Here is a 22,569-nt window from a genome sequence, read left to right as displayed (position 1 = left end):
AGCTATAATACTATGATCAGCCAAGAGAATATTGATCAAAAATTAAGACTTTCTAATTTTTTCTTGACACTAAATGTGTGGTAAGTAGGGAGGCACAATTATTTGTAGGGTGGGTTGAGGAACGAAACCCGCGCTGTCGTTGGGTTTCATACTTCAATCCAACCTACGTTCATCTTATATTTAATTCCACCCACCCAGTTATCCAAAAACATGCACGGCATTTTATTATGAGTTTAATACCACTCAATAACCACTTAATAGGTTGAAAATCAAACGTTTGTAATTTTGAAATTCCCAACTTTGCTTGACTTGGTCGTATTCATTTTATTGTTTATGTAGTTGAGAGACCTGTAAATGCATAATTTTAAACTTTAAGATTTGAACAAATTTTATTTATGCTAATTATGAGCCCATTTACAAACCATACGATGTAGCATAACTAACAAAATGTCAATAACTACACCAATCAGACCAATGACAATTAACCCAGCAAAAATCTCATCTGTTTTGAGGAATCTTTGAGCCACACTAATGCGTCTACCTAGTCCCTCGGTTGCAGCTACTAACTCTGCTACAATCACCAAGTTCCAAGAAGCTGCCATATTAACTCGACAAGCATCAATGATATTCGGCACAATAAAAGGCAAAATCACTTGCAATAAAATCTGATGGTGTTGACCACCTAATGTATAAGAAGTCTCAATCAATTCTCGAGAAACAAACTTTACCGCGTCCATAATCATCAGAGTGTTAAAGAACACTGTACCAATAAATATCAACAGTATTTTTGGTGTTTCTCCTAAACCGAAATACAAAATTAGCAGGGGAATAAAAGCAGGTGCAGGCATGTAGCGAAAAATACTAATAGCAGGCTCCAATAAAGCTCGAACTACCGGAAAACTCCCCATTAATACACCCAAAGGGATAGAGATAACAGCAGCTAATAAAAACCCACCTAAAACCCGTAATAAACTAAATCCAATATCTGTTTGCAGGTCACCGGTTGCCCACAGTTTTTGTAAAGCAGAAAGAACTGCTTGAGGGGTTGGCAAAAACAATGGTTTAACTAAACCAGAGTTGGAAACAACCAACCAAATAAAAACCGGAATAGTGATTGATAAAATCATGAACAACCAGGTTGAATTATCACCAATACCCCAGGAAACGGCGGGAGAATTATTTTTTCTCATTAATCCTTTGATTGTTTATGAGTTTTTGGCATACTAGTATATTATCTCTACCTATTTTTGCTTGGCAGCGTAGGCTTTGACAAAACGATCATCAAATATTTGACTAAGGTCAGGCAATTTTTTGGCAAGTTTTACCTCAACGAGAAATTTAGCAATTTCCTGAGCTGTATATTTTAATGACACTATATTGCTAGTAGAACTAAAAGCTTGAAGATTATCCTCAACACTAAAAATTTTAGTTCCCTCGGCGTATTTTTTGTATTCATCAACAGTGACTCCAGCTCTTTTTGCCATGATTTCATTGCTTTTTTCTGGATTAGCTTTGATGTAGTCTAGTGTCTCAAACCAAGTATTAACTAGAGCTTGCACATCTTGAGGACGTTCTTTAATTAATTGGCGGGTCACTACCAGATGATCGGGAATCGCTCCAGGAAAATCTCGCGAACTGAACAATTCTTTACTACCAGGACGTTCTAAAGCTTTAGTAGTAAAGGGTGCAAACACACCGACAGCATCAACCTGACCAGCAACAAATGCTGCGGATGCTGCACCGGTTTCCAAGGGTTGCAAAATAATATCATTTGAGGTCAATCCAGCCTTTTTCATGCCCAGAAGTAATAAGAAATGGTCAACAGTTCCCTCTTCCACTGCTACTTTTTTTCCCTTCAAATCCGCAATGGTGTTAATACCTTCTCGAACAATAATCTTATCATTGCCAGTGGAATTATCGTTTACTAAGACAATCACTTGATCTGATCCTGCTGCTACGGAGCTAATAGTATCATTGAGGGTTTGGCTATTGGCATCCAATTTCCCAGAATTTAAGGCATTAATTGAGTCTAAATAACCATCAAACCACTTGAGATTTACCTGTATATTATTGGCAGTAAATAGGTTTTCGTTTGCAGCTATTTGCCATGGTAGCCATCCAGGCCATACACTAAAACCTACCTGAATTTCTCTACTATCTCCACCATAAGGTGTACAACTAATTGCTAGCAATAAGCTAAGTACAAATAGTGTGCATAGGGAAAGTGATTTTCGCATTTATTTAGTACCTTTTATATCTAAATGGTAATTTGACTTAACCTGGGTTTTCACCCAATCACACCAAGTATCCAGTCCCTCATCTGTTTTAGCTGAGAAAGGAATAATTTTAACTCCCGGATTCATCTGTCGGACATTGGCTACAATGTGATTAATATCAGTGTCTAAATAGGGCGATAAGTCTATCTTGGTAATTAACAAACAGTCTGCTGCTTGAAACATAATTGGATACTTAAGAGGTTTATCTTCTCCCTCTGTGATGCTTAATAAAGCAACTTTAAAGTGTTCACCAACTTCAAATTCAGCTGGACATACTAAATTGCCCACATTTTCCACCAAGACTAAATCTAGTTCAGTTGGATTATGTTTGTTTTCTAGTTGATGAATTCCACCAGCTACCATTTGGGAATCTAAGTGACAAGAACGACCTGTATTAATTGCAATTACCGGAATACCATATTGACGTAAGCGGTTGGCATCCAGCTCCGTGTTCATATCTCCTTCAATCACTGCAATTTTCAACTCACTTGTTAAAACAGATAAGGTTCTTTCCAATAGAGTGGTTTTACCTGCTCCCGGACTGCTCATAATATTTACACAAGTGATACCCCAACTGTTGAAGTGGGAACGATTGTGATCTGCTCCTTCTTGGTTAGCATGAAGTAAATTAATTTCCAATGCAGCACTATGGGTTTGGTGCATAATCCTCTCTACTCTTCCAAACTATATTCAATCCGCTCTATTTTCAGTTCCCTACCCGAGCGAATATCCTCCATGGGATGATAACAGCGTGGACAGCTATATTGCTGACCAATTTCCGGAAGGTACTCTAATTGACAGGGATGACAAAAGGCAATTAAGGGAATTTCCTTGATTACTAATTCTACTCCATCCAAAAATGTGTTACGTGTTTGTACTTGAAAGGCAAATTGCAAACTCCCAGGTTCTACACAGGTGAACTTACCAATCATCAGGTGAATTGCGGAAATACGCGGACAACCAGGCTGGGATTCCCACCATTGTTTAATCGTGATAATCAATGCCTTGGTCATGTCAGTTTCATGCAAGGTTTAACTCCAATCCACTATTGATTCTTGTCGTGCTTCCATTTCAATATAAGCAGGTTTATCGTTTCTTGGTAATTGACCAGACTTAATTAAGTGTCCCATAGTGTCACAAATAACACGAGTAGCCATAAGTGAAGTAATGTCACTAATATCGTAAGGAGGTGACACTTCTACTACTTCTAGTCCACAAATTGGGGCGCGCTGAACAATTTTACCTAGAATATAAAGTGCTTCCCGAGGCATAAAACCACCTGGTTCTGGCCAACCAGTTCCCGGAACAAATCCAGCATCAATACAGTCAATATCGAAACTGATGTAAACACAATCTGTACCATCTAATGCTCTTTCTAGGGCAAATTCTACCGCATAATCCAGTCCCTTTTCAACAATGTCAGTGATTGTGAGAATATTAGTAGACCGTTGGCGACAAATTTTTACCCCCTGACGCGGTACTTGCCATCCACCAATTCCCAATTGAACCAGATTTTGGGCAGGGGCATTTTTCATATTGGTGGCATGGAACCATGGACAAGTGTGCATCCTTTCGTCTAAGTCTGTTTCTTGTGTATCCACATGGCGATCAAAATGAATAATACCCATTTTTTTATCTCCCAAATGTCGGCAAATACCTCTAACAGTTGGGTAGCCAATAGAGTGATCACCACCCATAATAATGGGAAATGCACCGGAACTAAAAATGTGGGCAATTCCTTTAGATATCTGGTCGAATGACTTCTCATTATTAGCAGGGATGGTAAAAATATCCCCTACATCACATAGAGTAATTTGCTCCCTTAGATCTATCCCTAATTCAAAGTTATAGGGGGTATACAAAGCGGAAATCCGGCGGATTCCCTGGGGTCCAAATCTGGTTCCAGGACGGTAAGTGGTTCCAGAGTCATGGGGAACCCCCACAATGGCTACGTCATATTCTCCTACTTTCCAGATATCTTCTAAATAGGGAGCCTTCAAAAAAGTATTAATTCCAGCATAATGAGGTAGTTCACCACGAGCAAATGTGGAAATAGTCCGGTCATTAATGCTTGCTGCTGCTTCTAGTCCTAACTCTAAACTACGAGAGACTTCTTGCTGCCAACCAGTTAGTGGTAGTTGTCTTTCTAGTTCTAAAGCCTGTTGCGCTTCACTTTCGGGTATAGGCGGTTGGAATTCGTTCATAATATCATTAGATTGAGAATTTTGGATTTCAATTTCTAGACCCATAATTTGTATTGGGATTGGATGTGGCTTAAAACCACAAAGCCCAGGAGAGCAAACACAGTGCCATGACTGTCATTTACTTCTCCCGGGCTTTTTTCCCTCCGTGTAGTTACTGTCTAACACTAGAAAATAACTTGCCTCTCTCGGACCTGCATTTTGTTTGGTAATTAAGAAAACCGGAACCCTAGAGGCTATTTATTGATTTTTCTCACCTAACAATCCAGTTTAAAATACTAGGTGCAGGATGAATTGGTTGATGAACCTGTCGTACATTTAGTTGCGATCATAACATGTTAATTGTAACAAACTGTATATAAAACTACAAAATTCCCAAGAATGTTGATACATGGAAACAGAAAAGTCAGCTCTAGAGAAAATCAAGGTCATTTTAGTTGAACCTGCGGGATGTTTAAATTTAGGTTCTATAGCTAGGGTAATGAAAAACTTCGGGTTATGTGATTTAATTTTAGTCAATCCTCAGTGTGACCCTACTTCCTTAGAATCCCTAAGAATGGCAGTTCATGCTCCAGAAATATTAGAAACCGCCCGAATAGTAGATAATCTAACCACAGCACTAGCTGGATGCGATCGCGCTATTGCTACTGTAGGTAGGGATTATAATGGGGAGTTACCCATAGAAAGTCCTCGTCATGCTTTACCCTGGTTATTAGCAGAGTCGGAAAAACCAGCAGGTTTGATTTTTGGTAGGGAAGACCGAGGTTTAACTAATCAGGAAATTAATTATGCCCAAAAACTAGTATCTATCCCCACCAGTCCGGAATATACCTCTTTAAATTTGGCTACAGCAGTATCTATCTGTTGTTATGAATTATCACAATCTATAATGACAATGGAACCGGGGAAAATGCCCACCAGAGATATTGCTACCTTGGATGTGCTTGAATCTTACTACCAAGAGTTAGAATCTTTACTGCTCTCCATCGGTTATCTCTATCCCCACACAGCATCTAGTCGGATGGAAAAGTTCCGCCATTTGTACAATCGCAGTGAGCTAACAACCACGGAAGTAGCTATGCTCAGAGGTATTTTAAAACAGGTACAATGGGCAATTAAAAATTTTTGATAAAATGTTACATGTTCAGAAATGAGGATCTAAAATAAGGGGACTATAATTAAGTCTGGTTTGTATTTAGTAAACACAGTGGGCAATTTTAAGGAGTAGCAGTGTCAAAACCTAGCGACAAAATGATAACTGGGTCCGGGGACCAATCTCCCAAGATTCGTCGTCGTCATCACAAACAAAGATCTCAAGACCACACACAAAAGACAACTGCAAAAACTGCCCAAAGGACACAATCAAAACCGGCTAAGATGCAATCTACGGGTCTAAATTATCAACAAAACGTGAAGGTGTTACCCACAATTGCCTCTGATAATCATGAACGCAATGAAACTGATAGAATAAGACAATCACAACGCTTGGTAGTATCCGGTAATGTGAAACCTACTGCTAAACCATCTGGCAAAATGACCGGGGGTAACCCCAGGGTCAAAACATTACGTGTACCCGGACATCCCAAAAAATACGCCTATCCATCCCGAAAAGCAAGGTTAAAACCAGCAGCTAATATTATTTTGTATGCCTTGCGACTGTTAATTGTGGGGGTGGGTTTGGGTGCAATTGTGGGCACCCTATTATCAGTGTTAGACCCGGCCAATCGAATTACCACTAACTCCATTAATCCACCTGTAAGTTCTTCTCCCCAGTCTCCTATTAATAGTTCTGGACTGGTCATATCTCAGGAAATTACCCCGCTGAAAACCACTATCGAAAACCTATCAGCAGCTAACCCTAATCTCATCCCCGGTGTGTTTATAGTGGATATAGATTCTGGTGGATATGTGGATGTTAGTGGGAACAAGAATTTCTCCGCAGCTAGTACCATTAAGATACCAGTTCTAGTGGCTTTTTTAGAGGATGTTGATAGGGGTAAAATTCGTCTTGATGAAATCTTAACTATGGAGCAAGAAATGGTCGCAGGAGGTTCTGGTAATTTAAGAACTATGCCTGTAGGTACTAAGCTGAAATCCATTGAATTGGCTACCAAAATGATGACTATCAGTGACAACACTGCTACAAATATGTTGATTAGTAAAATGGGAGGAAAAGAGTTATTAAACGCTCGTTTTCGTAGTTGGGGACTAGTAAATACCGCCATTCAAAGTCCATTACCAGATTTAGAAGGTACTAATACTACCTCCCCTAAAGAGTTGGCAAGCTTAATTGCCAAAGTTAATCAGGGTGAATTAATATCCATGCGATCGCGTGATTTGATGTTAGATATTATGCGACGTACCCAAAGGGATGATTTATTACCTGCTGGTTTAGGGGAAGGAGCGACAGCATATCATAAAACCGGTGATATTGGGACGATGCTAGCAGATGCTGGTTTGATTGATGTTCCTACGGGTAAACGTTATATTGCTAGTATTATGGTGAAACGTCCTCATAATGAACCCGCTGCAGCAAAGTTAATCAATTCTATATCTCAAGCAACTTATTCTTACTTAAGTCAGAGTAATTTTCCCCCTGATGGTTCTACCAATAATCAACCATCAAACAATCAACCGTTAAATAATTCTTCCACCCCAGTTCCCCAACTTCAACCATTTACTCAACCATTTCTCCAACCTCAAGGTGGCAATTCAAATATTCCTAATGCTACAATCAACAATGTACCCCTGGGAAATTATCAGTCTCCTCTGAATAATCCCCCATATTATCCACCACAATCTCATCGGAACTAACAGGGAATTATGACATCTCCATCAATTCAATTTTTTGCGGGTTTATTTGAAGAAATGAGTAATGTAAGTTTACGTCGAGAAGTCAGGACTGGTAAATTGATTGTTGTTCTACAATTTGAGCAATTGAAAGCCATATCAGGATTTAACAGTTTTACTAAACAGTCATTGAACTCCCTATTATTAATTGACGAAGAAGGAGAAATTCGGGTTACTCCTTCGGGAACTAAATTTATTTTCGGTGGGGATGAAGGGGATGAATTAAAAAGAGTTGATTGTAAATTTGTAGTTGATCCTGGCGAAGGTTTTGATAGAATTATGCGCTTTTTACACCGTTATGCTGATGCTAATGGTATGGAGTATGCGGAGAATTAGGAGTTGGCAATTAATAGGACTTCTGATATCGCATTCCAGGAAGTTGGGAAACTAAACCCATCAATTCCAATTGCAATAAATAACCAGAAACCAAACCAGATCCCATCTTAGCCTTTTCCACAATTAGATCAAACGGTAACGCATCCACTGTAAGAATACTCATTACCTGTTGTAATTCTGGCTCCAAATTACCAAGAAAGGGATCGGATTTAACAGCAGGGGTATCAATATGTATCTTAGGAATAGCACCTAACATTGTCAATAGTTCGTTTAATTCCTGACTAATTAATCCTGCACCCTGACTAATTAGCTTTAAACAACCCTGAGAAAGTTCATCATCCACTCTTCCTGGTAAAGCATAAATATCTCGAGAAAATTCGTTAGCATAGGTAGCAGTTATGAGAGCACCAGACTTACTTCCCGCTTCCATGACTAAAACCACACGGGACAAACCCGCAATGATCCGATTGCGACGGGGAAAATGAGTGCGGTGGGGTGAAGTCTTAGTCGGATGTTCACTGATGACTATCCCAGATTTCAGAATTTCTTTATATAAGTCCTTATTACTATATGGATAAATCACATCTACACCTGTTCCTACCACTGCTATGGTTCTACCCCCAGCTTGAATAGCTGCACTATGACTTTCAGCGTCTATTCCATCGGCCATACCTGAAACAATGGTGAAACCATTTTGAGCTAAAACAGTGCTAATGTGACGAGTCCATTTTCTGCCATATTTTGTAGGCTTTCGAGTACCAACAATTCCTACCAGCGGTTTTTCACCCCTATTTTCCTCCAAATCCAACTGTCCCCTATAATACAATATGGGAGGAGGCGTGGAAATTTCTCTTAACAATTTTGGATATTCCACATCTGCTGGTGTCCAAAAATGGGGGTTGATTTTTTCATGTTCAATAAGCAGTTTCTCTGGATTAATTTTACCTCTATACTGAACTATTTTTTGCAAAATGTGAAAACCAACACCCTCTATTTTTCCTAGCTCCCCAGGACTCGATTTCCAAGCATTCTCTAAATTACCAAAGTGTTCTTGTAATCTTTGTAGTAGTATGGGTCCAACCCCGGCAATTTGTGACCATGCTAACCAGTATTGACGATCTTCCGTAATAGTAGACATATTGAGTAGAAGGAGTTAGTTACACTTTTACTTGTTTAGTCTTTGCTTTTTGCGTCGTTTTTCCGTAATAGCGATCGCATGATCTACCGGATAACCCGCAACCGGAATCACCTGGTATTTACGCTCCGCTTCTAAATTTTTCAGTTCTGTATAATCAACCCAGTGAATACAGTCCACCGGACAAGTATCTATGGCCTCTTGTATGACCTCTTCTATATCCCCATCCTGACGCACCACCCGAGAACGTCCATAATCCGGTTCAATATAAAAAGTGTTTCTAGCAACATGGGCGCAGTGCTTACATCCTATACAGGTGATTTCATCTACATAAACCCCCTTTTGTCGCAGCAGACCGCCCAGTTCCGGTTCAAATCCAGATATTTCTGGTTGATCCCGCAAAAGACCACCTAATTCTGGCTCTAAACCGGAAAGATTATTACTTAAATCCTCTGAGAACGGCTGCACTTCAGACATTACGCACTCCAACGCTGTAATACTAAACTAATGGAACCATCAGCATTTTTCTGCTCTTGGCTGATTTGAAAACCCACTTTAGCAGTTTCTTTCATCACTGTTTGGTAAGCATAACGCTGGGTAATCTGGCGTAAAAACCCATCCACTGATAAATTCTGTTGCCAGTATTGAAGGTCTGCTACGAGTTCATATTCTTGACCATTCCACTTAAAACCGATGTCATAACCATTGTCTTGTTCAATAGTGACTTCGGCGGTATGGGTTTGGCCACGATAACCGCGCACCTCCCTAGAACCGGATTTCCAATCTATTCCTAAATCGGAAAGGGCGTCCTGTAAGGATTCTAGATTACGGATTTGAGTTTTAATTTGGCTAAAGTGTGACATATCGTTTTTTAATCAATGAAAATATAGTTGATAAAGCTACCACTCACTAAAGGTGGCTTGGGTATTCACCGTTCCAGATTCCTGGAGGTGATTAGGGTTGAAATATTCTGAGGTTGACTCCCGACTTAGCACTCGTCCCAGTTGTGCTTCTATAGCTGCTGTGACTTCCGCACAAGAAACGCCAATGACACCAGTGACTTTCTCCTGTACTCTCCCATCTGGATGAATGATGAATTCTAATGTTTCCATTTTTTCTAGCCAACCTCGAAGTGTATCCTTGAACTTTTCCTACTGGAGCAGGGTTAGTTTTCCGTCAGGAACTTTAGAAATAACCTAGCCATTTGTTAACTAATGTTCCATATCAGGAAAAGATATATTGCAAAATCTTTACAAAAATTATTAATTGAACTAGTGTTTACACTCGTCTTGGTTTAGTTTCCCTTAATGTGAGCCATTAGTCAAGCTAAAACCAATTTGGTGATTTCTAAGTCTAAAATCGCCAGACATTAATCAACATCTAGCTTTCAGCTATTATGTGACCAGCAAGAAATTCTGAAAAAATCCTAAACTTGATTGGAAATTCTTATTATTATCATTGAATTTAGGTGATTATGCTTATTAAATAGCTATAGCTCATCACTATATTATCCATTCGGATGCGCGATCGCCTAGTTCAATGGGAATACTAATAGCCTTACCTAGTCGAGGTCTCTCCTTAGTTTGAACGATAAAGTTTTCTACTTGACTTGTTCCTCCTAAAGCATTAAGGTAGTTAGCAATAGTGTTCAAATGTTCTTGATATTCGGACTCGCTCAAAGGAAAAGAAGTTTGTTCCACATACTTCCACATAATTTGGAGAAAGATTTTGCCCTGGGTGCGACGAAACTGAACATCATAAGAGTATCCCCACTTATTCACTAACATCTGACGCAATTCATTTCCTGTCATTTTTAAATACTCCTTAATCAACTATCTGGAGATCTCCATATCCGTACCATTCTACTATTTTTAGTGGTACAAGATACTAGAAAATGCTAAATACCACACTTGATCCGGAATGGAAATAATGGGATGAATAAAAGTTAAATTGTTCGTGTGCTGTAAATCATTTTGAGGTTATATGTTATCCCAATTGTCATCCAAATTAAATTGTTTAACTTGTGGATCTTATGTAAATGCTGAAAAGGTAAACAGTTATAAGATGGAAGTTCAGGATGAGCACCCCATCTTTAATTCTTGGGGTGGAACAGTTACAACCTATAATGAGTTTACATTTCTTAAATGTCCTCAATGCTTTCAACCTTTCCTAACTTGTACAGAATATTGTAATGGATCAGAGTCTTATAATGACTTTGAGTATGCTCAAGTAAAAACTTTATATCCAATATCAAATACTAGTAGCACATATAGAGTACCTACATACATAAGAAAATCATTTCAGGAGGCTTTCTTGTGTCTAAATGCCAAGGCATTTTCAGCATGTATAGCTATGTGTATAAAAACTATAGAGTCTATATGTGAGGAGCATAAAATTGAGGGTAATTCTCTAAAAGAAAAGCTGGAAATAATGAGACAGCAAGAAATTATTAATCACCATCTTTATAGCTGGGCCAGTAATTTAAGACTACAGGATCTATCCCACGAGGTGGACATAAACTTTAATCAGAATGATGCTCAACAGATAGTTGAATTGACTGATTTACTGATTGAGTACATTTTCAGATACAGGAAGAATTTTGAGTTGTTTAAGAAAACAAAACTTGGTGACAAATAAAAACAAAATAACAAACTAGATTAACTAGCTTGTGACTGAGTCTATACAATACCTATTTAACGTTGACACCTTCTGCTCCTGTATAACCAGTACCAACCCATAAAATAGCGCGAAATCCATCACGAACAACCTTTTCTATTGGTTCTGGATCAGTTCTGGAAGGAACAGATATTGGTTTAAGACTAATATCTCTAGTGCCCAAAATAATTTCGCCAACTACACGAGCACGACGCATGTGAAAATCGGACGTAATTAAATAAACACTTTTAATCTTTTTGTCTTGTAAATCATCTAGTATAGTGGTAAAGTTAGTCACTGTGTCTACTGCTTCATAATCTAGATGTAAACGACTTAAATTAACTCCAGCTTTTGCAAACACCTTTTTTGTATGATCAGGCGGACTACCACCAGTAATCCATATTGGTATGTTGGGGTGTTTTTTAGCAAAATTGGCAGCAAATCTCTCTCGCTCTAAACGCTTACTAGAACCACCCAAAACCAAAACAGCTTGTGGAATTGAAAATTGGTTCTGCACTTCTCTGTATCCCCACCAGATAAAAATTGGCAGAATAAAGAACATAATGGGCAAAGATTTACCTTTAAACAATGGCCTAGTGTGTAAATTCCACCTCAATTCTATTTCCTCAAGGGAATTTTTGGTAAGGACGAAAATTACTATTTTTTTAAAAACGACTTATCCGTCTCTACTTAGTGGTTCTGACACAAGTAGGGAGGTAGGGATTAAACCTGTTCCATCAGTGCTAAAACCGCTTTGGGTAATAATTTTTCTTTAAACCAAATAATTTTGGCAGGAACATTATCCAAATTCACCCCAGATTTTTCCAGGTTCAACTTTTCAGAAATTGCCAGAATGAGGTTGTGACAATTTGCTCTTTTCACCTGGGCAAATTTCTTTTTTAAATATTCTGGTCGCCAATAACCAACAATTTCTAACAAAAAACTCCTTCCATCTGGATGCACAAGACGAAAGTCTGGTATGATTACACTTCCAGGGATGGGAATTAAATCTACTTCTGTTTCTAAAAACCAACCACTTTTCATAGCATCCCATTTATCAGCGAAGGACTGGTCTAACATACTGTCGTATGGTTTACCTTGGGGATAATGAGAGATTAGACCACATTCAGAATTTAGGGTAAATCTACTGGTTTTCCATTCCTGTGTATATAGGTCTTTTATTTGCAAGGTGGTTGATAAACTCCATTTAGTTACATGGAGCAAAGCTGGAATCATTTTAGCAATGGATAATCCGTATCGCGTACTGGAGGTAAATAAACTTGTTGGACCATCAATGGTGATAGTAAAACCATGGTTCGCATTACCCTCAATATAGGCCATTAACTGAAATAATTTTAGATATCGAAATAATAATTTATATTCTCTTGGTACATTACGGTGAGCATTTAAGATTAATTGGGTAGCTTTATAAAAAATACCTTGCACCTGGGATAAGTTATAACGGTGTAATAGGTCTTCTGGTTTAGGAGCATCAAATGCGGTGAGGATTCTATTTTCCAAGAGATCAGCATAAAGACCTTCAGCAATCTGAATTGGTAAAATTTCCCTTTCCAGTTCTTGACTAAGTTTGGCAGCAATTTGGCTAAAAATTATCTGGGTGTTTTGAGGACTAGCAACTGATTGAGCTGCTAGGGTGAATACCCTTTCCCTTAACATTTGTGGTTCTAGGGGACTGATAATTTCAAAAGTGCAAAAACTACTTTTGAGGATGTAACCTAAACCGCGTTTCATTCTATAGTCTGTGGTTTCACCCTCAAAATCTATAAGTTGTCTTTCCAAATATCCTTGGGTTTTTCCTAGAGTATCTTGAAAAAAGTTAATTAAATCATTTGCTAGGGCTAAATGTTTATCATCCAGTTTCAGTCTCTTGGGAATAATTTCTTCCCCGGTTTGACGATAAATTAGTAGTTCAGTCGGTAACATCTTTTTGATGCTTTGATTTCGTTAATTTCTTGGTCAAGTAGTTAATTTCTACCGGTTGGGCAACTTTTAATTCCGGTTCTTGATTATCTCCATACACAATACTTAATTCACCTTTTTTGCTTTTTTCCTCTGGTTTATTTCCAGAGGGTGTTTCCATCCCTCTTAATCCCTTTCTTCTCATTGATGTTCCTTCTTCACTCGTATCTTCTGCTATGACTTCATATAAAATTGCCCGTTTATTTTCTTGATTTCCTTTCCTTAAAATTCTTCCTAACCTCTGAGTATATTCCCTGATAGAACCAGTACCAGAAAGAATAATAGCTACCGCAGCAGCGGGAACATCTACCCCCTCGTTTAAAACATGGGAAGCTACCAAGGTATTATATATCCCTTGCTTGAATTTGGTGAGGATTTCGTGTCTTTCCTTAACTGGGGTTTGATGGGTAATTGCAGGAATTAACAACTCCCGAGAAATACGATAAACCGTGGCGTTATCAGCTGTAAAAATCAACACCATTTCTGGATAGTGATCAGCCAGTAGGTCAGCTAAAACTCTCATTTTCCCATCTGTTCCCAAAGCAATCTCTTTTGCTTGTCGATGCGCTAACATAGCTCTACGTCCATCCTGCGATCGCCCACTGACCTGAACAAAAGTTTGCCATCCTTGTAAACTACCTAAAGAAATTCGGGAATGCTTTAAAAAGTCATTGCGAGTTTGAATTAACCGATTATATTTTTCCCGTTCCGTTGGTGAAAGTTTAACTTTAATTTGGATGATTTCATGATCTGCTAGTACCTTACCCGCTAACTCTTCCACATACTGACGGTAAACCTCTTTTCCAATCAAAATCTCCAAATCCACATGTTTACCATCTGTACGCTCCGGTGTCGCAGAAAGTCCTAATCTATAGGGAGCGATCGCGTATTCAGCAATTACCCGATTAAAATCAGTAGGTAGATGATGACATTCATCAAAAATAATTAAACCATATTTATCACCGAGACTTTCAGCGTAAATAGCTGCACTATCATAGGTAGCGACTAAAATTGCCGTTTTATCTCGTGAACCTCCCCCCAGCAAACCTAACTCCCCATCAGGGAAGGCTGCTTTTAAATGTGCATACCACTGATGCATCAGATCCAGGGTAGGAACAATAATGAGGGTACTGCGTGGAGTTGCTTCCATAGCCATTTGGGCCAGGTAGGTTTTCCCAGCTGCTGTTGGTAGCACCACTACACCCTGTCTACCAGCCAATTTCCAAGCCACCAGGGCCTCAGTTTGATGGGGGTAGGGAGTCATCTGCACGCTGGGAAGCAATTCTAAGGGATAAAACTTTTTAGCCTCATCTATAAAATCAGTATCATCACCTTCTAGAGTTTCCACTAAAGAGCGGTATTTAATAGCTGGGATGCGGAACTTTTCGATTCTGTCATCCCAGGTGGCAAAGTATATCCAGGACTTACTACGGGGGGGAGGGTGTAAAATCAATGTACCCCGGTCAAATGTTAAAATGGGAGTTGGACCCATCTCAATAGTTCTCCCGTTTAACTGACTGAGGTTGGAAAAACACCAACGGGACAAGACACATTAGTACCACCTAAACCGCAATAACCACCGGGATTTTTGGCCAAATACTGTTGATGATAATCTTCAGCATAATAGAACTCGGGTGCATCCAAAATCTCTGTGGTGATTTTGCCATATCCTGCATTTGTCAAAGCCTGTTGGTAAGCATTCATAGATGATTCTGCCAACTCTCTTTGTTCTAGGGAATATGAATAAATTCCAGAGCGGTATTGAGTACCCACATCATTACCTTGACGCATTCCTTGGGTGGGGTTATGACTTTCCCAAAAGACCTTTAATAATTGGGAATAGGTAATTATCTTTGGGTTGAAGACCACAAGTACCACCTCGTTGTGACCAGTCATTCCCGTGCACACCTCCCTATAGGTAGGGTTAGGGGTATAGCCAGCAGCATACCCTACAGCAGTGCTATAGACTCCCTGTTGTTGCCAAAATTTACGTTCAGCACCCCAAAAACAACCCAGGCCAAACATGGCAGTTTCCATTTCTGGAGGAAAGGGAGGTTGTAAGGGGTTATTATTGACGTAATGGGTTGCAGGTACGGGCATTTTTTGTTGGCGACCTGGCAAAGCTTGCTCAGGTGTTGGCATTGCTACTTTTTTATTAAATCCAAATAGTCCCATTGTTTGACTGTCTTTTTTTTAGATCTTTATTTACCATATTATATATTATAATTAAGGACTTGCTAAAATCATTTACTCAAAGGCTATAAATTAAAGGTAATAGAGGTCCGAGTTGCTCCTGTCCATTAACTGCTAGATCGCTGTGACATAGGTAAATTTTTTCTGAAACTCTTCCTAGTAAATCCACAATGATTCTCTCTAGTCTTTGGGTTTCAGCTGTGTCTTCATCTGCTGCTGTCCATGATTTTCCTCTTCTATCTTGTAAAAATATATGGGATCCGAATAAACTGGCTGCACCACCTTTAGACCATAGTGGTGAACCTATATCCATCCAAAAGTGCCATTTGTGATATCTATAACTGGCGCGATATTGAAATACTGTGGCTAGGGTAATGGCTTTTTTGCTTTGTCCTAGGGTGCGCACCGGATAGGGATTAGCTGTAATTGTCCCCTGACGCAATAGGCTAATGAATTCATTGATGCTGTTGGTTAGTCTCTTTTGGTCGTGGGGGGGATATTCAGTTTGCCTGACTCTTTGTTCTATTTCCCAGTAGTGTTGGGCAGTTTCTAATAGTTCTCTGAGTTCTGATAGGATGCCAAATGAGGGAGTTTGGTTTTTAAAAATGAATTTCTCCATGGCTGCATATAACAGAAAAACCGGTGTGCTGGATTGGGTTTGTTGATTTTGCTGCTGCTCTATCCATGTTAATATCTCTCTATAAGCTGTGCTGGCTACATAGCCAATTCTATCCCAACGATCAAAGACTCTAATATCCAATAGGCGTGGGTTCTCTAGATCGGGAACAAAACAATTATCCACTATTATTCCCGCACGCACTGGATCAATCCGATTCTTTTGTTCTTGATTCTCTCCGTCTTCTTCTATTCTATGTTTATCACTATAATTTCTACTCAGCACTACTAACATTTCCCCTACTTGGTCTCTATTTACCAATCTCCCTAGTCCTGGATAAACTAAAGTTAGTAATGTTAATAATCCTCTAACATTAGCGGAACTAATTAATGGTCTCTGTTCATTTAGGGAATCTACTTCGATATGGTGTTTGGTAAGAATTTCTATGATCTGATAACGGGCGATCGCATCTAATCCAGGTGCGATAATCGCCACCTCTTCTGGTTGGATGTTACCTGCTGTAATTTCTCTAATTATTAGCTGGGTTGTTTGTTGTAAAAGTTCTGCACGAGAAATTGTTTGAATACTCTCTACTGTCTTAGGCAATGTGAATATTATCATCTCTTCTCTGACTAGTTTAATCATTGGTTGAGCTAGTTCAGTGACTAAATTTTCTTCTCCATCACAGACTAAATTTTCTACTTGACAACGGCTTTCTAGTCTTTTTAAAAATTCTGGGTCAGCTCCCAGACCCAATCTGACACACCCATAGGGGTTATAGCCAAAAGCTCCCACTGCTCCTTCGTCTAACAAAAACTCCAATAGGTAATAATATATGGCTGGATAATTGTCCACATCATCAGCTATGACTAGTTGATAACGCTTTTTTAAATGTTCTTGATACTGAATATTTTTAAATAAATACTTGTAATAAAGTTCTGTAATTAAACCATAAGTTAACAATCCTCTTTGTAAACACCACTGACGCCAACCTACTAACAAAGATGTTAAAAGTTCCGCCTCTAAATCTAAAGTGTGAATGTCTTTTTCTAAACCTTGGTAAAAAATCTCTCCAATATCCTCACCAGCAATACCAGCATAGGTCCCCAATTGCCATAAATCTAATATCCGTCTCACTAAACGATATTGACTGGTTCCCCCATTCGTTAGGGCGTTCAATTCCGACTTCCACAGCTTTGTAGCTAGTTCCTGCTCTGTCTCTGGACGTAATATTAAGGGAAATTGAGCTTTGATTTCTAGCATCTCTACTATTAAGGGCCAAAATAACATCACTTCATCTTGTATAAATCCCGATGTGGTTTTTGTTTCTAGTATATATTTGCTTTTGTTCAAGGTAGCAATTTTATTACTTAAATATACGCGACCATCATGATTAGATGTTAAAACTAAAACTCGAGGTTCTCTCCATAAAGGATTTAGAGTTTGAATTCTGTTTTCGCACTGGTTGGAATTTGAATTTTTCGTATAAAATGTCCATATCTCTGGTTTGCTTTCCACCCAATCAGCAAAATACCGAGCTAAACGAGTAGTTTTACCACTACGACTTGCACCCACAACCCAGATAGAATCAAAAACCACTAACTTACTCCTAATCACTCCCTTTCCCCCGGTTTCTTAAATCTCATCAGTCACCAATGAATGATTCTGTGTTTGGTCGAAAAATATACTTGTCTTTACTTTCTACTTACCGCTGGTACTTACTAACACCAGAGCGTGCTTTAGAGGAAGCATATAAATCAGCATTAAAAATTCAGGATATTGAACGTCAACATTTTAATGGTAATAAAATTTCCAGAAATGCTGACCTTTATAGCAGTAGTGTAATGGACTACTTTCAGTCTGATTTAAACAAACTATTGAAAAATGTGCGAATGCGCTTAACGGAGTTTAAAGCCAGTCGGTGGTTTTCCAATGAAAGTAAACAAGCAGCAGCGGACAAAGCGGGTATAGAATATTCTAGTCTCACCATAGTTTTACAAAAACTGGACTTTATAGATCAGGTGGTTAACAAGTACAAAAGTGAGCAGTTAGACACTTCTGTGATGAGTTTTGTCAACGAGTCTTCTGATGGAGTAGGGGATAAAGGTCGTAATCAAGGAGAAATGGTAGGTTCCAGTAAAAACCATGGGGAGAAACCAAAAAGAAAAGCAAACTCCACAAGTATTTTACCACGATCTATTTTCACTACCATTAGTCGTCTGCAAACAGAATTAGATCCCAATGCGGAAGTGGAAGTGGTGCGGAGCTTTCGTCAAACCCAGAAAATGACAATTATCTCCATCAGATTTATCTTGCTATTAATTATCGTACCTTTACTCACATATCAAATATCTAAAGTATTAGTGGTGGGTCCCATAGTTGATAGTTTAAGACAGGAAGAATCACAACAGATTTTCATTAACGAAGAAATGGAAGAGGAAGCATTAACAGAATTAGAAAAGTTTGCAGAAAGGATTAAATTTGAAAGCATGATTACTAATACACCACCTTTATCATCAACGGTATTAGAAGCTAAGATGTCCGAAAAAGCTCAGGAAATAGCCAGAGAATTTCGCCAATCTGGGTCAAATGCGATTAAGAATGTATTTTGTGATATTCTATCAGTTTTTGCGTTTATCTGTTTGCTACTGACTAGTAAATCTTCTATTTTAGTTCTAAAAGACTTTTTTGATTATGTAGTGTATGGATTAAGTGACAGTGCCAAAGCATTTATCATTATATTATTTACTGATATATTTGTCGGTTTCCACTCCCCCCATGGGTGGGAGGTGATTTTGGAAGGATTATCACATCATTGGGGTTTACCTGCAAACCGTGATTTTATTTTTCTATTTATTGCCACATTTCCAGTAATTTTAGATACAATATTCAAATATTGGATTTTCCGTTATTTGAACCGCATTTCTCCCTCTGCTGTTGCGACTTACCACAATATGAACGAGTAAGTTGATTATTTCTTGATTATTTTTTGTTTCCATCCCTAGACCTAACCAAATCATGAGAAAAATATTTCAAACAACCGTCAGTTTACCATTCTTTTTAACGATATTTTTTTTAGAAATTCCGTCAACTAAAAATATCGATACCAATCAATATAAAGTTCCTGCTGGTTGTGAAGTCAGTAAGTGGGATTTACCCCGAGATGTCAAGGCTGAAAATAGCAGCAAGCTACCAACACTCGTAAAAAGATTTGCCATTGGTTGTTGTGAAAATGATCCCTCTTGTTTGGATGAAAGAATCTTTGGTGGTACGGGGGAAGAAGTAGCTGATAGAGAACAGCTTTTAAAAGCTACAGATGAAAGCTTAAAATTTTTAAAAACCCGTCGAGCTGCGATCGCCTATCAAAAACATAAGAATCCAGGGATTACCAGATACAGAGTCTATCATAGCTTGAAAAGATTTAGGGAATTATTATTATCCACCAATTCTGCTCAGGAATTACACCAAGCCATTGCCAAAGAGTTCATTTACTATCAATCAACTGGTAGAGATAATCAGGGAACAGTTTTGTTCACTGCTTATTATGAACCATTATATGTAGCGAGTCGCAAACCCACACCAGAATTTAAATATCCCGTTTATAGATTGCCACCTGATTTAGCATCATGGTCTAAACCTCACCCCACCAGACTAGAATTAGAAGGTGCAGATGGGTTACAAGCTTCCCAGGGCAAATTAAAGGGATTAGAATTATTTTGGTTAAGAGATAGATTTGAACCTTATATTATTCAAATTCAAGGTTCTGCTCGGTTAAAATTAACAGATGGCACAGAAACAAGTATAGGTTACGCAGGGAACACAGCCCATAATTATAAAAGCCTAGGTCGTACATTAATAGAAGCAGGAAAGCTACCCGAAAAGGGTGTAACCATGCCGAAAATTTTTGAGTATTTTCACAAATATCCACAAGATTTAAACATTTACCTCCCCAAAAATAATAGCTTTGTTTTCTTTAAAGAAACACACGGGGAACCTGCTTATGGTTATGTGGGTGTACCTTTAACTCCAGAACGTTCTATAGCTACGGATAAATCCTTAATGCCTCCGGGTGCTTTAGCATTAATTCGTGCGCCTTTTCCCTTTGTAGAAAATGGCAAGTTGGAAAATCGCATTGTTAGTCGGTTCGTTTTAGACCAAGATACAGGTGGTGCGATTAAGGGACCAGGTAGGGTAGATTACTATTTGGGCACTGGTGATGTTGCGGGAAGTCGTGCGGGTGTGACAGTAAGTGATGGGCAGTTATTTTATCCCTTGCTGAAATCTCTACCACCGGTAAAACCCTAACTACTGCATTAACATTAGTCTGTGAGGGTCTAAATATATATACCAAGGGAAATCTTGGTCTTTTATTGTCGCCCATTTTTCTTTATAAACTTCCGCTTGTAGGTGATAGTCATGGATATTTTTTCCTGGTGAATATAACTTTAAAAATAAAGTTACCCGGTGGGGAGTTTCACTACTTCTCACCAACCAACAGGGAAAGATGTTTTTGCTGGGGAGATCTTTTTGTGGGAGGTTGTTTTTAAAAACTATTTGATGGGCCCGAATACCAACATGAGATGGAACATCAGATAGTTGATTGGCACAAAACTCCTCAACTTCCAAAACACAACCCCAATCTACTGCTTCCACAGTTTGAGAACTGGTGATAATAGCAGGAGAGAAATTTTTACAACCGGTAATTTTAGCAACATTAATAGTTACTGGGTGTTGAAAAATCTCAGATTTGGATCCATATTGTGCTATTTTGCCTCCTTCCAAAACCAATAAATTAGGACAAATCCGATAAGCTTCTTCCATATTGTGGGTGACAAATAAAGTCACGCCAGCATAATCAGCTAAAGTCTCTGTCATTTGTTGCTCTAAATGACTGCGTAAATAGGTATCAAGAGCGGAAAAGGGCTCATCTAACAGTAGTGCTTCTGGGTGACTGGCCAAAGCTCTAGCTAGAGCTACTCTTTGTTGTTGTCCTCCAGAAAGTTGGTGGGGATAGCGATTACCTAAACTCCATAACTGCATATCCCCTAATTGTTTTTCTACCTGTAATTTAACCTGATGGGAGGATAATCCTGTAGGTAAACCAAAAGCAATATTTTGAGCCACATTCAGATGGGGAAACAGGGCATAATTCTGAAATAAAAACCCAATTTTTCGGTCACGACTAGGAAGATTAATACCTTGCTCTGAATCAAATAAAACTCTACCATTGAGGATAATTTTTCCCTGAGAGGGTGTTTCAATTCCTGCTAGACAACGCAAAATCATACTTTTTCCCGCACCGGAACCACCCAGTAAACCCAAAGGTTGATTATCGGTGGTAAAATTCACCCGTAAATGAAAACTGGGCAATTTTTTCTCGATATCTATGAATAATTGGGCAACACTTAAATTATCAACTGGATCAAAAGAAGTATTTTGTAATCCCCATAATTGTGAAGATTCTGAAACTTCCGCAGATTTTTGAAAACCCTGGTCGAGAAAATTCTCACCACTAACCTGGGAAGTAATCTGAGAATTGACAAAATGTTTCGTTTCTTGCCAAAAATTAGTCAGCATTATCCCTGACAAAGAGATTGACAAAATAAATACAGCCCAAAACCAAGCTTCTTGTGTATCTCCAGCTTCCACAGCAAAATAGATTGCCATTGGTATATTCTGGGTTTGTCCAGGAATATTACCAGCTATCATTAAAGTAGCACCAAATTCCCCCAAAGCACGAGCAAAAGCTAATGTTGCACCGGCCAAAATTCCAGGAAAAGCCAAAGGTAAACTAACTCGCCAAAATATCTTCCACTCCCCAGCACCTAGGGTTCTTGCTACTCGCAATAAATTAGCATCAATTTGATTAAAAGCACCTAAAGCAGTTCTATACATTAAGGGGAAGGAAACCACTGTTGCAGCTATAGCAGCACCATACCAGGTAAAAACAACTGTGATGTTAAAAGACTGTAGTAGTCTACCACCAAAACCATGTTTACCAAAAAATAGTAACAACAAAAAACCCACAACTGTGGGTGGTAGAATTAGGGGAGAAATCAATATTCCCTCAATCAGAGATTTTCCCTTACCCTGATATCCTAACATCCAGTAAGCAGCAGCAATACCTAAAAAAAAGGTAATGAGGGTTGCTAAACCGGAGGTTCTTAGAGATATCCAAAGGGGTGATAAGTCCTGTGGCATAATTTTAACTTGTATTAATTCCCACAATGGCTACCAAAATTACTCAAAATAGCACCATGAGGAAATGCTAAGCATATTTTTAATATACTCCCCATGGTAAAGATGTGGCTATTTTTAGTATGGTTA

The 22,569-nt window shown here is 38.7% G+C and carries 22 protein-coding genes and 1 riboswitch; of the genes, 6 read left to right on the top strand and 16 right to left on the bottom strand.

What is annotated here, in order from left to right; translation table 11 throughout:
- Positions 1 to 398: 398 nt before the first annotated feature.
- The 5 genes from C6N34_RS10010 to C6N34_RS09990 all read right to left on the bottom strand — a co-directional run bounded on the left by C6N34_RS10010 (position 399) and on the right by C6N34_RS09990 (position 4,480).
- Positions 399 to 1,133, bottom strand: coding sequence for an ABC transporter permease (locus tag C6N34_RS10010; RefSeq protein ID WP_369806406.1), 735 nt, complete (start codon positions 1,131 to 1,133; stop codon positions 399 to 401).
- A gap of 108 nt (positions 1,134 to 1,241) precedes the next feature.
- The gene (locus tag C6N34_RS10005; RefSeq protein ID WP_115538052.1) at positions 1,242 to 2,237 is read right to left on the bottom strand and encodes an ABC transporter substrate-binding protein; all 996 of its coding nucleotides are present in this window, start codon (positions 2,235 to 2,237) and stop codon (positions 1,242 to 1,244) included.
- Positions 2,238 to 2,939: a hydrogenase nickel incorporation protein HypB gene (gene hypB / locus C6N34_RS10000; RefSeq protein WP_115538053.1), complete on the bottom strand. Its 702-nt coding sequence runs from the start codon at positions 2,937 to 2,939 to the stop codon at positions 2,238 to 2,240. It abuts the gene before it with no gap.
- Positions 2,940 to 2,947: 8 nt separating this feature from the next.
- Positions 2,948 to 3,289: a hydrogenase maturation nickel metallochaperone HypA gene (gene hypA / locus C6N34_RS09995; protein ID WP_200959892.1), complete on the bottom strand. Its 342-nt coding sequence runs from the start codon at positions 3,287 to 3,289 to the stop codon at positions 2,948 to 2,950.
- An 18-nt stretch (positions 3,290 to 3,307) separates the two neighbouring features.
- Positions 3,308 to 4,480 carry an agmatinase family protein gene (locus C6N34_RS09990; RefSeq protein WP_115538071.1) on the bottom strand — a complete coding sequence of 391 codons (1,173 nt, stop codon included), beginning with the start codon at positions 4,478 to 4,480 and terminating at the stop codon, positions 3,308 to 3,310.
- Positions 4,481 to 4,602: 122 nt separating this feature from the next.
- Positions 4,603 to 4,721: riboswitch (guanidine-I (ykkC/yxkD leader) on the bottom strand.
- A 147-nt stretch (positions 4,722 to 4,868) separates the two neighbouring features.
- Here C6N34_RS09990 and C6N34_RS09985 point away from each other — a divergent pair.
- The 3 genes from C6N34_RS09985 to psb28 all read left to right on the top strand — a co-directional run bounded on the left by C6N34_RS09985 (position 4,869) and on the right by psb28 (position 7,663).
- On the top strand, positions 4,869 to 5,606 hold the full coding sequence (locus C6N34_RS09985; RefSeq protein WP_115538054.1) for an RNA methyltransferase: 738 nt from the start codon (positions 4,869 to 4,871) through the stop codon (positions 5,604 to 5,606).
- Between the two features lie 122 nt (positions 5,607 to 5,728).
- Positions 5,729 to 7,291 carry a serine hydrolase gene (locus C6N34_RS09980; RefSeq protein ID WP_115538055.1) on the top strand — a complete coding sequence of 521 codons (1,563 nt, stop codon included), beginning with the start codon at positions 5,729 to 5,731 and terminating at the stop codon, positions 7,289 to 7,291.
- 9 nt (positions 7,292 to 7,300) lie between these two features.
- The gene (gene psb28, locus C6N34_RS09975) at positions 7,301 to 7,663 is read left to right on the top strand and encodes a photosystem II reaction center protein Psb28 (protein WP_057178961.1); all 363 of its coding nucleotides are present in this window, start codon (positions 7,301 to 7,303) and stop codon (positions 7,661 to 7,663) included.
- A 10-nt stretch (positions 7,664 to 7,673) separates the two neighbouring features.
- Here the strand turns inward: psb28 and dprA are convergent, their stop codons facing one another.
- The 5 genes from dprA to C6N34_RS09950 form a co-directional block, all read right to left on the bottom strand.
- Positions 7,674 to 8,801 carry a DNA-processing protein DprA gene (dprA, locus tag C6N34_RS09970; protein ID WP_115538056.1) on the bottom strand — a complete coding sequence of 376 codons (1,128 nt, stop codon included), beginning with the start codon at positions 8,799 to 8,801 and terminating at the stop codon, positions 7,674 to 7,676.
- 27 nt (positions 8,802 to 8,828) lie between these two features.
- Positions 8,829 to 9,275 carry a ferredoxin gene (locus C6N34_RS09965; protein WP_006277833.1) on the bottom strand — a complete coding sequence of 149 codons (447 nt, stop codon included), beginning with the start codon at positions 9,273 to 9,275 and terminating at the stop codon, positions 8,829 to 8,831.
- The gene (locus tag C6N34_RS09960; RefSeq protein WP_006277834.1) at positions 9,275 to 9,661 is read right to left on the bottom strand and encodes a DUF1257 domain-containing protein; all 387 of its coding nucleotides are present in this window, start codon (positions 9,659 to 9,661) and stop codon (positions 9,275 to 9,277) included. Before C6N34_RS09960 ends, C6N34_RS09965 begins: the two co-directional genes overlap by 1 nt.
- Positions 9,662 to 9,697: 36 nt before the next feature.
- Positions 9,698 to 9,910: a DUF2997 domain-containing protein gene (locus C6N34_RS09955; RefSeq protein WP_006277835.1), complete on the bottom strand. Its 213-nt coding sequence runs from the start codon at positions 9,908 to 9,910 to the stop codon at positions 9,698 to 9,700.
- A gap of 390 nt (positions 9,911 to 10,300) precedes the next feature.
- The gene (locus C6N34_RS09950) at positions 10,301 to 10,609 is read right to left on the bottom strand and encodes a DUF3067 family protein (RefSeq protein ID WP_006277836.1); all 309 of its coding nucleotides are present in this window, start codon (positions 10,607 to 10,609) and stop codon (positions 10,301 to 10,303) included.
- Positions 10,610 to 11,150: 541 nt separating this feature from the next.
- On the opposite strand from C6N34_RS09950, the gene C6N34_RS09945 reads away from it, so the two are divergent.
- Positions 11,151 to 11,435 carry a hypothetical protein gene (locus C6N34_RS09945; protein ID WP_235529018.1) on the top strand — a complete coding sequence of 95 codons (285 nt, stop codon included), beginning with the start codon at positions 11,151 to 11,153 and terminating at the stop codon, positions 11,433 to 11,435.
- Positions 11,436 to 11,487: 52 nt separating this feature from the next.
- Here the strand turns inward: C6N34_RS09945 and C6N34_RS09940 are convergent, their stop codons facing one another.
- The 5 genes from C6N34_RS09940 to C6N34_RS09920 all read right to left on the bottom strand — a co-directional run bounded on the left by C6N34_RS09940 (position 11,488) and on the right by C6N34_RS09920 (position 17,859).
- Positions 11,488 to 12,015: a YdcF family protein gene (locus tag C6N34_RS09940; protein ID WP_115538057.1), complete on the bottom strand. Its 528-nt coding sequence runs from the start codon at positions 12,013 to 12,015 to the stop codon at positions 11,488 to 11,490.
- Between the two features lie 161 nt (positions 12,016 to 12,176).
- Complete coding sequence (locus tag C6N34_RS09935; protein WP_006277839.1) at positions 12,177 to 13,397, bottom strand: DUF790 family protein; 1,221 nt, start codon at positions 13,395 to 13,397, stop codon at positions 12,177 to 12,179.
- On the bottom strand, positions 13,384 to 14,925 hold the full coding sequence (locus C6N34_RS09930; RefSeq protein ID WP_115538058.1) for a DEAD/DEAH box helicase: 1,542 nt from the start codon (positions 14,923 to 14,925) through the stop codon (positions 13,384 to 13,386). The genes C6N34_RS09935 and C6N34_RS09930 overlap by 14 nt, the downstream gene beginning before the upstream one ends.
- A 17-nt stretch (positions 14,926 to 14,942) precedes the next feature.
- Entirely contained in the window at positions 14,943 to 15,608 is a 666-nt protein-coding gene (gene msrA / locus C6N34_RS09925; RefSeq protein WP_057179100.1) for a peptide-methionine (S)-S-oxide reductase MsrA, read from the bottom strand.
- 76 nt (positions 15,609 to 15,684) lie between these two features.
- Complete coding sequence (locus C6N34_RS09920) at positions 15,685 to 17,859, bottom strand: hypothetical protein (RefSeq protein ID WP_082604716.1); 2,175 nt, start codon at positions 17,857 to 17,859, stop codon at positions 15,685 to 15,687.
- A gap of 38 nt (positions 17,860 to 17,897) precedes the next feature.
- Here C6N34_RS09920 and C6N34_RS09915 point away from each other — a divergent pair, with 38 nt between their 5' ends.
- Together C6N34_RS09915 and mltA are read left to right on the top strand one after the other, a co-directional pair.
- Entirely contained in the window at positions 17,898 to 19,208 is a 1,311-nt protein-coding gene (locus tag C6N34_RS09915) for a proton extrusion protein PcxA (RefSeq protein ID WP_115538059.1), read from the top strand.
- A gap of 52 nt (positions 19,209 to 19,260) precedes the next feature.
- Positions 19,261 to 20,547, top strand: a complete 1,287-nt coding sequence (gene mltA / locus C6N34_RS09910; RefSeq protein WP_057179097.1) for a murein transglycosylase A — start codon at positions 19,261 to 19,263, stop codon at positions 20,545 to 20,547.
- Here mltA and modB read toward each other — a convergent pair whose 3' ends face one another.
- Positions 20,548 to 22,443, bottom strand: coding sequence for a molybdate ABC transporter permease subunit (gene modB / locus C6N34_RS09905; protein WP_115538060.1), 1,896 nt, complete (start codon positions 22,441 to 22,443; stop codon positions 20,548 to 20,550).
- Between the last annotated feature and the right edge of the window lie 126 nt (positions 22,444 to 22,569).

The sequence above is a fragment of the Cylindrospermopsis raciborskii Cr2010 genome (assembly GCF_003367075.2).
GTDB lineage: Bacteria > Cyanobacteriota > Cyanobacteriia > Cyanobacteriales > Nostocaceae > Raphidiopsis > Raphidiopsis raciborskii.
Note: the sequence above shows the minus strand (reverse complement) of the source record. Positions and strands in the feature narration are given on the sequence as shown.